General features: G+C 46.1%; 10 protein-coding genes. 1 reads left to right on the forward strand and 9 read right to left on the reverse strand.

Annotated features, from left to right (window positions below; genetic code table 11):
* Positions 1–89: 89 nt before the first annotated feature.
* On the forward strand, positions 90–413 hold the full coding sequence (locus ACHZCY_RS18915) for a YajD family HNH nuclease (RefSeq protein WP_319549992.1): 324 nt from the start codon (positions 90–92) through the stop codon (positions 411–413).
* A 48-nt stretch (positions 414–461) separates the two neighbouring features.
* Here ACHZCY_RS18915 and ACHZCY_RS18920 read toward each other — a convergent pair whose 3' ends face one another.
* The 9 genes from ACHZCY_RS18920 to ACHZCY_RS18960 all read right to left on the reverse strand — a co-directional run bounded on the left by ACHZCY_RS18920 (position 462) and on the right by ACHZCY_RS18960 (position 12,357).
* Positions 462–1,940: an IS5 family transposase gene (locus ACHZCY_RS18920; protein ID WP_462687165.1), complete on the reverse strand. Its 1,479-nt coding sequence runs from the start codon at positions 1,938–1,940 to the stop codon at positions 462–464.
* A gap of 591 nt (positions 1,941–2,531) precedes the next feature.
* Positions 2,532–4,223, reverse strand: a complete 1,692-nt coding sequence (locus tag ACHZCY_RS18925) for an FAD-dependent oxidoreductase (protein WP_205220993.1) — start codon at positions 4,221–4,223, stop codon at positions 2,532–2,534.
* Between the two features lie 484 nt (positions 4,224–4,707).
* Positions 4,708–4,842: a hypothetical protein gene (locus ACHZCY_RS18930; RefSeq protein ID WP_205220994.1), complete on the reverse strand. Its 135-nt coding sequence runs from the start codon at positions 4,840–4,842 to the stop codon at positions 4,708–4,710.
* Positions 4,843–5,043: 201 nt separating this feature from the next.
* Positions 5,044–6,351, reverse strand: coding sequence for a glycine/betaine/sarcosine/D-proline family reductase selenoprotein B (locus ACHZCY_RS18935; protein ID WP_319549993.1), 1,308 nt, complete (start codon positions 6,349–6,351; stop codon positions 5,044–5,046).
* 11 nt (positions 6,352–6,362) lie between these two features.
* The gene (locus tag ACHZCY_RS18940) at positions 6,363–7,679 is read right to left on the reverse strand and encodes a glycine/sarcosine/betaine reductase component B subunit (RefSeq protein WP_319549994.1); all 1,317 of its coding nucleotides are present in this window, start codon (positions 7,677–7,679) and stop codon (positions 6,363–6,365) included.
* 431 nt (positions 7,680–8,110) lie between these two features.
* The gene (locus tag ACHZCY_RS18945; protein WP_319549995.1) at positions 8,111–8,278 is read right to left on the reverse strand and encodes a DUF1330 domain-containing protein; all 168 of its coding nucleotides are present in this window, start codon (positions 8,276–8,278) and stop codon (positions 8,111–8,113) included.
* A gap of 329 nt (positions 8,279–8,607) precedes the next feature.
* Positions 8,608–8,877, reverse strand: coding sequence for a hypothetical protein (locus ACHZCY_RS18950; RefSeq protein ID WP_319549996.1), 270 nt, complete (start codon positions 8,875–8,877; stop codon positions 8,608–8,610).
* 782 nt (positions 8,878–9,659) lie between these two features.
* Positions 9,660–11,063, reverse strand: coding sequence for a GGDEF domain-containing protein (locus ACHZCY_RS18955; protein WP_319549997.1), 1,404 nt, complete (start codon positions 11,061–11,063; stop codon positions 9,660–9,662).
* A gap of 55 nt (positions 11,064–11,118) precedes the next feature.
* Positions 11,119–12,357: an FIST signal transduction protein gene (locus tag ACHZCY_RS18960; RefSeq protein ID WP_319549998.1), complete on the reverse strand. Its 1,239-nt coding sequence runs from the start codon at positions 12,355–12,357 to the stop codon at positions 11,119–11,121.
* Positions 12,358–12,814: the final 457 nt, after the last annotated feature.

Genomic DNA, 12,814 nt, shown 5'->3' on the forward strand with positions numbered 1-12,814 from the left:
ATCGGCGTCATGAAGGCTGTGATTATCCCTGAATATGTGGCGCTCGAACAAGGTAGTGGGCCAAACTCCTTTGTTGGAAGGAAAAAACTATGAAGAAACTCGATTATCGAAATCAGGCGCTTAAGCTGTTTCCGTGGGTCTGCGGCAAATGCGGCCGTGATTTCTCCGGCAAAAATCTACGAGAACTAACAGTGCATCATAAGGATCATAATTACCGGAACAACCCGCCTGACGGCAGCAATTGGGAACTGCTGTGTATCTACTGTCACGATAACGAGCACTCCCGCAATTTGGACGCTGAATGGCTTCCCAGCCTGGATTCAGAGACGGAAAACACCGTTACCACAACTCACAGTCCTTTCAAAAATCTTAATACACTCGTACAAGGGGGGAAAAAGAAGAAAAAAGAGTAACGCGGGCTGGGTAAATAGAGCTTCCTCAGAAAAGTGACTGCCCGCCCATCAAAAAACAGAGGGCAACGAGCAGAAGTGGTTTCGTTTCCATAGTGGACGAGCACAATCATCCATAACCAACAAGCACCAGTCTGAGAAAAGCGTTTTTTTTATTTTTTTATCCAATTTTTCCCATAGCACCTTCAGGTTCATTACCAGGAAAATACTGTTGATCCAGGCTTCAGAGGTTTTCTGAAGCCTGGCCCGAATATAGTTTAATCGGTATCCATTCTTGCCTTGGCCGAATTTACCTTCAATTGGTATTCTCTCCCCGCTGTCCTGAATACGTTGCGATTTGATTTGCTTGAGGCGATCTGTATTTTCAATCGTCTGTTTGGGCGGACGTCCCAAAGCCTTTCCACCGAACCGAATCCCGTTTTCCTTGAGGTACCTTCTGTTGTCCCGTGTTCCATATAGCTGATCGGCAAGAACCACTTCCGGGTAGTAGCCGTATTTCCGACGATATTCTTCGACCTGCTGCTTCAAGTCCCTGCTTTCATTAAAGGCATCCCAGCCGAGATGATCTACAAAAGCCAAACCATCGGTCATGCTGACATTGATCTTGGCACCAAATTCTGTCTTCTTGCTTGCCTTGCCGCGTACTATCGGGCGAACATGGGGTTGTGATATGGAGACGATCCGATCATCACACCGCCTCTGCTTACTTCTATACATCCCGTCTTGTTGATTATAGAGATGCTGGATGATCCAATACTTCCGCTGCAACTTGTACTCCAAAGGAAACGGCGTACTCCCAAGATGATCAAGCAAGCAGGAAATATGCTTCAGGTTTCTTCTCAGGAATTGGAGTTGCTCCCGAAGGCCACGACGTCTCAGTTTCGAGCCAGGTTTCTTGTTTTTCGCCAGGTTCAGATACAGCTTTCTTGCTTTTCTCCGATAAGTCCGAGGTTTTCTTGAATAGTCGCTTAATGCGTATAGCTCATCGATCAGGTGCTCAGAGATTTCTCTGGCCTCGTTGAGCAAACTCAAGTCCGTCGGATATCGAATTGCCTGCTCAGCAACAGTGGCATCAACCAGTAACTTGCCTTTATTCGCAACTGGCTCGGCACTTGTCTTTCGACTGCTGCCAACCTTGTCAAGGATAACCTGCTCAAATGAGCTAAACACCTCTTGCCCCATCCGCTTACGAATATCCACAAACAAACTGGGTGCAAACGGTGGCTCATCCTTGTAGCTGGAAAAGCCGACGAAGTACTGCAGGTACGGGTTCTCCTGGATCTGCAGGACCGTTTCTTCATCGCTCAGCGTCAGCTTGTGTTTTATAATGAGAGCGCCAATCACCATCCTGGCATCTTTACCTGGTCGCCCGTATCGATCACTCATGGTTTTGTAGTAACCGGCGGCAAGGCCATCCCAGGGAATTATTTCGCTCCACCTCACCCACCTGTTGTCAGGATTCAGCTTGCCGCCAAATGGCAGGGTGAATCCGTCGAGCGTGAGCTGCTTGCTGCTTCTGTATCGAATCATGTGCACGCCTTTTTCGGGGTTATCCTATAAAGCCATGCACATTATACTGTGATTTTAGATATTATTCACGTAATTACAGATGTTTATCATTTTCTGAGTTAAATCTAAATATATCCTTGTCTTGCAAGTGGGTTAACACAAAATTGGTGAGAGACTGGGAGGCTGCTGGTTTAAGAAGTTTTGCAGTTGTAAACGCACCTAATAAGAGACCGATAAAGATTGTCGGTGTTCGTTGATAATGCTTGCACCAGCCCGAAGGGCAGTCCATGCGGCACCATCTTCTTCAGTATTTTGGCAGTAAAAGGTACGTGCAGACTCCGGTAGCCTATTATAATTTCCCACCAAAAGCCTTGAACCCGTCACCGCCTGGACTGATGAGAAAGTCGGGCTAGCGTTATTCGGGACAGGTTACGTTTAGCGAGGCGATTGTCAGTCTCGCTAAACCTTGCCTGCCCCTGTTTACGTTCAGCCAAATATCACTTTTCGTCAAAACGTTTGTGGCAACAGCGGTGCCGGTCGATGCCGATACTTTTTCGGGCATCTTACTTGCTGAAATCCGAATTGGAAGAAGCAGCCGGTCACCTCATCGATTTACTTCTCCCTGGGATAGGGCCAGGCCATGATACCGCCTTCCATGACCTTGACATCCTTCCAGCCGCGATTCTGCAGCAGCCGGGCCGCCTCGTAGCCGCGCAGGGAGATCTTGCAGTAGCAGATGATCTCTTGATCCTTGTCTTGGGGAAGTTCGTCGAGGCGGTCGCGCAGTTTGCCCATGGGCATGAGCATGTTGCCGCGGCCGATGCGCATCTCTTCATATTCCACGGGATCTCGAACATCCAGTAGAAACGGTTTTTCTCCGGCTTCCAGCTTGTCATGCACCTCCACACAGGACAGGCCCACATAGAGGCCGCGCATTTTATTTTCCAGAATGTGGGCCGAAGCGATGAAATGGTCCAGCGCCAGGGAGAACGGCGGTGCATAGGGAAGATCCGCGTTGACCACGTCGGCCACTGTCAGATTACCCATGATAGCCATGGCACCCTGGGCAACCTGCCGTCCCACGTCACCGGGCCCCACGCACTGGTAACCGAGGATACGGCCGGTCTTGGCGTCGGCCACCATTTTGGAGATGAGTAGCTTGCCGCTCATGAACCCCGGCTTATCCAGGCTGGCATTGACAGAGGCAACGATGTCCATGCCCAGAGCTTTGGCAGAGGTTTCGGACAATCCGGTGGCACCGGCATTGTAATCGAACACCTGGCAGATGCCGGTATTGATGGTGCCCGGAAAAGTTGCCTTGTTGCCGAGGACCACATTCTCGCCGGCCACACGGCCTTGGAGGTTAGCCAGGTCACCGTATGGAGCCAAAGTCTTTTTGCCGGTGATCCGGTTAACGGTTTCAATGCAGTCACCAACTGCATAAATATCCGGGTCTGAAGTCTGCATGTGTTCGTTGACCAGAATGCCCCTGGTCTCGCCAAGCTCCAGCCCTGCCTCCTGGGCCAGCTTGCTATTGGGAGCAACGCCGATGGCCATAACCGCCAGCTCGCAGGATAGTTCAGCGCCGTTGGAAAGTTTCACTCCGGTCAGCACGCCCTCCTCGCCCAGAAACTCGGTCACGCCCACATCGGTGAGCACGTTGGATGCCTTGCTTTTGACGTGATTCTCAAGAATCTTGGCCAGATCCCAGTCCAGAAATTTGAGAATCTGGGGCAGCATTTCCACCACGGTGATCTGAATACCCGCCAGCTGCAGGGCTTCGCAGGTCTCGATGCCGATCAGGCCGCCACCGATAATGACCGCCTTTTTGACCTTGCCTTCCTCGCGTACCTTTTTCAGAAAATCGGCATCCTTCATGGACTGCAGGGTGGTGATGCCCTTGAGATCTTTCCCGGGCAGGGGCGGAATGCGGGGCACGGCGCCGGTGGCCACGATGAGCTTGTCGTAAGCAAGGGACTCCTCTTCACCGGTGCGCAGATTACGGCAGTTAACTTTTTTTGCTTGCCGATCGATACCGATCACTTCGGTTTCCACTTTGGCGACGATGCCCTTGGCCCGCTGGAAAAAGCCTGGATCGCGAACCACGCCCGTGGGGGTGGCCAGGAGCTGGTTGCGGTCCTCAAAGGTGCCGCCCACGAAATAGGGGTAACCGCAGGAGGCCATGGACAGGTCCGGGTCCTTCTGGATGATGGTGATCTCGGCGTCGAGATCGAGTCGACGGGCGCGGGCTGCAGCCTTTGGTCCGGCTGCGGACCCTCCGATAACGATAATTTTCTTGGCCATGAATGCCTCCTCAATGGCTTGTAGGTATAGTATTTTGCCAGGTTTTGGAGTTATTTATGAATCGGGCCTGGTCCCGAAATCACGAAGCGGTTGTCTTTCTTACGGGATGCTGTCTCGCCGGGACGCGTAACAGATGCATTGATCAGGAGGGGATGGTGATGGTGATAAGACTTCGCCTTTCAGCGAGACGCACAAAAACCGAGAGAACCGAAAAATAAAGGGTAACCTCTCCCCATTTTCATCCTCTCGACACCCTACCAAGCGGCTTTCTTCCTGCAAAACAAGCACGGCGGCAAAAGAGACTTGAGCACATCCGCGTCAGTGTACCGCAAATATCGAAATTTAAGTTACAAAACAGGACGTAAAATGTCAAAAATATTATCAGAATCTACCATTATCCCTCCCGCCGCAGGCGTTTGACGAAAAATGCTATTTGACAGGTGCTGTGACAATTTTGAACCAAGAAATTCATTGGTCATTTTGTTCAGTAACGCCTTGGGATTCCCTCTGCAGTTAATCGTTTTAACACCTCCTGAGCGCCTGGTACCGGCGCTTCTCCAACGTATAATACACCATCGAGGTCGATCAGGAGACCGCCAATACCTTTTATTAATGGCATAATCTAATATCTCTTTTTGGGGTCGAACGTTATGAACTGAGCGCTTATGCTCAGTTCATAACAATACCGCCGCGTGCAGCGAGGCGCCATTCAATTAATCGAAAGTGGTCTGGTCTGAAGAAAGTAAGAAAAAACCTCTTAAGACCTGGGTAAAAACTTTATCCCTTGCCTGGGTTCTCCAATATCGGTAGTTACAAGAGGTTAAACCGCAAACACCGTTTGCTCTTGAATATCGGTCGTCAATCCTTGCAAGGCAATGCCTACCCTATGATGTCTTACTTTCCATTGCTCTTCTTTCGAGGTATTCGGATCTCCCAGTGGGTGGGGGATAGAAATAGTGGGAACAATCCTGTTTGCTCCGGTATTTTTTGCCACGAGAACTAAATTTGCCATTTGCACGATTGGAATGCCGGCACGCTCAACTTCTTTGACCATCGTTGCACCGCAACGAGTACAGGTTCCTCATGTAGAAATCATTATTGCTGCATCTACATCTACAGCAAGCAGGTCCTCGACTATTTCTCTACCCATTCGCGCGGCATCGCTTTGGGTAACACCAGTTCCAACTGTTGAATAAAAGAATTCATACAGATGGCCTATCTTCCCTTCTGCCTCATAGGCCCTTAACACATCAATCGGCACACATATGTTGGGGTCTGCGTCTATTGCCGTGGGGTCATAGCCCCCGTGGATGGTTTTGAAAATATCTGCTTCCAATCGTTCCATTCCCTCAATACTGTATTTCCCCCATCTTGTAGCAGAAGCTGAGCGTATGTGATCAGGATTATTTACGGGAACAACCCCGCCGGAGGTAAGCACGGCGATTCGCGCTGTTGCCAGGTCCGATAACGGCGGTGCAATTGGAACATTATCTCTCTTGGGAACGGGCAATTCCGACTCAAAGGGTTGATCATGGATTTTTTTCAACAGCATGTCGACAACACGATCAGCTGCACACACTTGGTCGTCTCTCCAGATTTGGTGTCGGTTCCCACGGGCATGATACCCTTCTTCCTCTGCTGTTCCCAGCGGTTGATTTGTCAGTATTTTATCAGCATACACAGCGAGCTTTTTGAGATCTTCATCCATGGCTATGACACTTTCGCCACCGGAAAAGATTATCAACTCCTTTTTATACAAATCCACACCGGGATTTTCCATATGCATGGAGGTTATTACAGGAACGGAGAATGTTTCATGGACAGCTTTGTTGACCGCTCCGCATGCAAGCCCGTATCGTCCTGCTTTAAAGGCCGGACCGGAAATAAAAATATCAAACTCTTTATCAGAAAGCAGTTCTAAAATCTGTTTTACGGCTTCCTCCTCATTTTCCACCATATAGTTATCGCCGCATACGACTGTATGGGTTACCTCGGCATGTTGCAGTTGCCGATTCAACTCCTGAGCAGGCCCAATTCCCCCTTCTTTGATTGCAGGTTGATGACCTGCAGTGCTTTCGCCACCGATTTGACCAAAAAATTGATTCAGGTATACTATCGCTTTTTTCATGGCTCAAGCCCTCAAAATTCTTTCACTGTTTTTGTCGACCAACCCACGACCTGGTCACCACAGAACATTGCATTATTTTCCATAATGATCGAACCGTCCGGCCTGACGGAAGGGCCTAATAACTCGTCATCCGCCCAGCCGCCTGACATCCCGTCTCTTGCGAGTGCCTGTAAATTACCTAATACAATCTTTGCAGGTGGTAACTCGATCAACTCGGATACATTGCCACAAGAAACAATGGCATCTGCCTTTTCATGCATATATACCAATGGCTGACTCCTTCCGTCTTTGCCGGTACATTCATTGGTCAATCCCACGGTTTTGATTCCCGCATCTTCCAAGGCGACAAGACAGGACGTAAAATCGGTATCTGGATTTCCATATCCTTCTTCCGCTACAATAGCTGCGTCAATACCCAGGGTTTTGGCCATATTGACGACAAACAGTGTCGATCGCTCCTTTTGATCGGATTCGACATTGAGATTGGAAAGAATTACTCCGATAAAATTTAATGTCTTGCCATGCTCTTGATACAAGCACTTGATCATTGGAAAATTTTGAAAATCATATGTCGACCATTTGGAGGAACTGGGCATAAAACTGCCTGAAACCATTGCACCGTCAAGAATTTCATTGGGATTAATGAACGTTGGGACCATATGATTGCAGTCCCAGCCATAGCATAAGGTGTTGTAGCCGGGTTTTTCCATTTGTGACTGGACCTGCAACACCAAGGCTATCTTCGGCAACGGTATTACCCTGTCGGCAACTGGCACCATTTCGTATTGTTCCAGTTTTTCCGGTTCCATGGTCTTTACCGCAGAACCTATATATTCTGCCAGCCTCAATCCGGCCCGGCGCAAGGCACGATTTTTCTTTTGAAGTTCTTTTTGTTCAAACGCTTCGTCCGTATCTGCAACGAGAACAATGTTATGTAGTTGTGAAAAGTAGGTATATTTTGCCCCTTCACCTCCCATATCAATCACACCGTCCTGATACCCGCCCCACTGTTGTCCTACCACAACGACACTACACCCTTTAAGAGCATGCGTAATCCCCTCGCCGCATTGCACCATTTGTCCTGTAACTCCTGGGAAGAGCGGTGCTCCATCGAGTTTAATCCGAGGTTCAACGGCATCTTTGACAGGGAGCAGACGAACATCGTCGCCCGGATGGACTAGATAGAGATCTGCTTCGGTTATATGGTCATCTTCGCAGACAACGGCTAATGCCTCGCTTTTGTTGATGGTCAACAGGCCTTTTTTGTATGATGTATTGGCACCGAACCGGATCTCTTGAACAAGAAAATTACCAATTGTGAACTTCAAAGTCAGTTCCCCTCTTTCTTATCAATGAGTTTATTGTGTTACTATAAACATTCCGCGATAAAATTTGTGCTGCTCTGTTTGTGCCATCTCTCTTTTCTATATAGTAAATGCAAGGAGGAAGAGTGCCTCTTTATGGGCAATTTTCTGCAACAGGTATCACCCACGCCCCAACTAAGAGATTATATCGTCCCTTTGCGACGGCAGATCATCGTATTGGACCGGCTCAAACAAGATGCCCCACGTTTGCAAGAAAAACACCCTCAAGTGGACTCAGGCAAAACAACCCTACGCTGATTCAGGCATCTGGAGGCCTTCGGATAAGGCCGCCCAACCATCTGCTGAAGCGTTGAGTCTCAGGTGCTTTATTGCTTAATACTCCGGCGAGTTAAGCCGTTTTTTCGCCGACTCTTCAGATTCAAATTTCAAAACTATTACGCTAGGAGTAGGTGATCCTCCCTCCCTTCGACAACTTCGACATCGTCATTGATGACAAGAAATTCACAGCCTTCCTTGAGTAACAGGGGAGCTACCTTTTCTCTATATTTTGCCATACCTTCAGCATCAGTTATTCTGAAATTTCCTACAAAATATGTTGCCATTTTTTCCTTCTTTAAATCTTAACATGATGGGGGAACAACTCGCTTGTTACAGTGCCACCTAAAGACAAATGTGGAAACTCTCATTTGAGCCGGTATGTCATTTTTTTGTCAGTAAAAACAATTTTTTAAATGCGTATGTATATATTTTTTCTTTCCCGCCTAAGCAGTATGACCGTGCCGATCGTCGGTTTCATTCTTGTTGACAATGTTAACCATATCAGGAGATATCTTGGTTTTGTAACGCTATTCAAGAGGCCGACAAATCGTCCGCTTTTTGGACGGTTTGGGTCGCCTTTCTATGCATTTGTTGTGCTCTCCTTATTTCAATTTTACCGATCACCATTAAATGCTGGAATTCCTTCTATCCAGGGCTCAGCCAAAATATCGTCAATGTTTCCTTCGTGAAAACACTCCCATAATTGACGAATCTTTTCCACCTCAAGATCTTTCATATGATAATAATGGTGCTCGTCATCCTCCAAATAGACCCATCCATTTTTCACTATATCAAAATGAAAAACGCCATCAGTGATCGAAATTTCGGGAAGTATTTCGGGAAGTTTTATGTCAAGAAATACATCATTTAGTGTATTGTCCAAGACACTTTTTTTGGGTTTTTTGCTTCATTCCCCCAACGGTCAGTCATGATAATAGCCATGTTTCTTCCCTACTTTTTTTTTGGTGCAAATACCATTTTCAATTTCAACTAAGTCATGACTAATAGGAGATATCTGGACTTTTGGAAATCAGAAATTCACAGGAATTATGTTGCGAGGTTAGTTGTGTTGCGTGTCTTGTTGGTCTTTTTCTTTTTTTTTAAAAAAAAATATTGAAAATATTTCTTATTCTTTTTTTGTGTTTACAAACTCGTAAATTCCTGTAACTGTTTAAAATGTAATGAAGCAGAACCAATAATAAATTAGAGTATTACGAGTGATATGAATCACATAACTGCTGGGTTTTTTCCTATATTTTATTATTTCTAAATTAGGCAGCCCTCAATTGCCTATAGAAATATTCTCGTAGCAGTTTAATTAAGGCCGGAAAATTATGTTGCGAGCTTAATAGTACCAATTCCCAAATGCTCCATAAGAGCCTGATGTTTATGGAAATATTAACTTTTCCGGAAATGTCACGAAAGCTGTTTGATTTCAAGTAGATAGGGCAACTCGCAACATAACAGGAAGAAGGTCAAGTCGAAGAAGTTGTAATCGAAGAGTGTGCAAGTGAGGTTTGATTAATGCTTAAGTAAACTGATCGACTAAGGCTTACCAGTGGATATATCGTGTATATAATTAATGTTTGTTAAAATTTGTGCCCGCTGAATCAATGTAAGACTGTCAATCAGAAAAGCTGGATTTAATCTAAAGAGAAGCCCTGGTTAACCTATTACATATTCTACGCTCTGGTCAGATTTGGCCTGATACATTGCATGATCAGCGGCACTCAGCATCTCCTCCGCATCTGAATATTGTGTTGAACTAAGAGCTATACCGATACTTGTCGAAATCTTTATGGAGTGACCTTTGAGCTCAACTGGGTGTAAAAATTTTGTTTGTATTCTATCTGCAACCGAGGTGGCATTTTGAGGCGACTGTAATTCTGTGAGCAGAATGGTAAATTCATCCCCACCAAGCCTGGCAACAACATCTCTTCCGTGCACAACCTGCTGAAGCTTTTTTGCAAATGTTTTAAGAAGTTCGTCCCCAACATCGTGCCCTAATGTATCATTGATAGTTTTGAATTTATTCAGATCCAAAAAGAAAATCGCAAAAATATAATCTTCTTTCTCTGCTGCCTCCGAAAATTCCTGGTTGATGCGTGAAAGAAAAGAACCACGATTTATCAACCCTGTTAATGAATCATGTTCCGCAGTATATGCGAGGCGTTGACGATAAAGGATACTGTCGGTAATATCTCTGGCTACGATATAGCAAAGCTGTTCATTCTGATGGGATGCCAAACTACAGGAGAACCATAGATACGAGCCCTCCTTGGTTTGAAAGCGGACCTCTATGAGTTCTTTTCTCTCTTTTTTCTTGAGGTAATGTAAAATGGCCTCTATGGATTCAGCATCTTCCGGATGAATAAAATCCAAGAACCTTTTTCCATATACATCCTTCACCCCATACCCCAGAAGACTTTGCCAAACATCATTATACTGTCGCAGGATGCCGGTTGTATCAATTATTGCCATAAGGTCTAGTGACAACTTGAAAAATCGGTCCCGCTGCACAACCTTTTGTTGGAGTTCAAGAGTGAGTAGGGCCTGAGATGCGAGTGGGGCAAATCTGTTCGCCTTCTTAACGTGGCCTGTCCCAAAGTGTTTTATACTTGAATGGGTAATAATAAAAATTGCATCCAGCCCACCGCTGTGCAAGCCTATATGTAATGCTGAAGCAATATTCGCTTTTACGTTGTCAGGCTGAGCCTGCCATTCTGGAACCTGATGGATGTCAAAAGAAGCTATAGGACGCCCTGCCAGCACACGATTGAATACAGACTTTGGTTCCCAAATAGAGTTTTCAACAGCTAAACAGGTAGATGCGAGAACTGTCATGTTGTTGTCTTCTGCCATCTCCAAAATAAAAGCATCTTCAAAATCAACAACATTATGTAAAGCATCAGTTAGAGTTTTAAACAGTTCATCTTTTTTCCGAGATCGCGCCATGCCATGAAGCCCTTGCAGAAGCGCTTCAGTTTCCATGCGAAGATCTTGTTCCCTTTTCCGTGATTTTTCCAGATCCAGCAGGGATTCAAGTAGTTCCTCAGATTTAATAACCATTTAATTACATATTGTTAGGGTGATTCAGGTAAGAACTGGTTCATGAATTTGCATGCTATTCTTTTGCTATGAGCAGGACTGAAATCATTAAGTTCCCATGGCGATTTTCACCACTTAAAAAACAGCCTTGTTCTCCAAAAGTAAATGTTCCAAGAAAAGGGGTATTCGGTAAAGCCTTTTGAAAGCTCTCGACAACCTCGTCAAGTCGCTCTTGCACTGTAAGCATACAACCAGCGCAATAGACTACAAGTGCACCCGCTATATCTGTAGAGTCGGCCTGTGTTGTTTCCAAAGCTGCCACAGCAACACGGCCAGCCCTGGAAATTAAGCTGTCAACGGTTCCACGCATAAGAGCGATCTCATCCCCCTTGCTTATATCAGCAAATAGGGTTATCGCACCATCAGGAGTGACGGCTTCAGGGTGAGCAAGCTGATAATAGGGAATATCACCGATATATCCGGCGATACGCCCAAGGGGGTTGAGAGTGGTCAGGTGTAGGATGTTCCCACCCTCATCTATGACTTCAGATAGTGTTCCACCCACCCATTCGTTATATACTTTCGCTGCAGGATGCCCATCTATCTCATACAATGTTCTCTTACCGGCACTCGTTGCCACTCCCTTTTGGCCAGTGGCCTCAAATCCTCCTACCTTGGTGATTATTCCTTTAGCCTCTGTCGGTTCGTACCCACTGTGAAAAGCAAACATCACTTCTGTGGACGGGAACAGGACGGTCACTACTATCCCATCACTGTACACAGCATTATTTCCGAATTGCTTCCACTCTCCGTTAATCGAATTATCGGCAGAGGAACCGCCAGCAACAGGAACGTCCTCACCGACTATGTTGCCAATACCTCTCAGTACGGCTTCTTCGCCTCCAGGCATAGTAGTCAACCAGATCATTGCAGGAACTTCCCCCGGACGATCGGCCTTCTTCAGTGCTGCTTTAACCGCATCCTCAGCAGCTTTTTCAGGAGAGTCACCGCAAGAAACAACTCCTACTCCGTAGCTTCCTTCCGGATCAACAATTCCCATCAATGCGATTCCGCTTCCTTTTTCGGTTACTGCTCCATCCTGAGTCATTGCGCCCATACAGGACGTACCTCCATGTAAAGACGCATTTGGCGTACGGGATGTTACTATTTTTACGATACTATCAATGTCGTAATCTATACTGCAGTATACAATGACTAAATCCGGATCAGCTCCAAGGTCACTTATCAATGATTCATAAAGGTCTGCAGCTACCCCCATCCCACACTCACTTGATGCAACAGTTGAAATCTTCATTTTTCCATTACTCCAGACTCTGGCACATAAAAAATATTTAAACAATTTCAAAATTTTCGCGACAATGTTCAGACGCAAAAAAAAAGCTTTTTCAAGGCTACAGCAATCATATCGATACGAAAGAGGACAAGCCGATAGCACAACAAACAAGTGGCTACCAACAGGTTGAATCATCTCTTTATCGTCTTCTGTAACAATGAGTCGGGATGTCGGGATACTAGTTGCCCTCTAAGTACAAGCCGGTAAAAAACAGGGCATATCAACCGGTATGATCAACCTTTGACTGCATTATACCACAGATTATAGAACGGCAAGAATGTCTTGAAACTATTTCTACTGGAAAACAGCTTTTGATGGTAATTGATTTGAGAAAACCATGATTAATATTGCCGAGACAAATTTATTGTTTTCTGACACAATTAAGTAGGAGTGGTAGGCTGCGAGGTTGCTTTCCCTA

This window comes from Desulfogranum marinum, from assembly GCF_963675105.2.
Taxonomy (GTDB): domain Bacteria; phylum Desulfobacterota; class Desulfobulbia; order Desulfobulbales; family Desulfobulbaceae; genus Desulfogranum; species Desulfogranum marinum.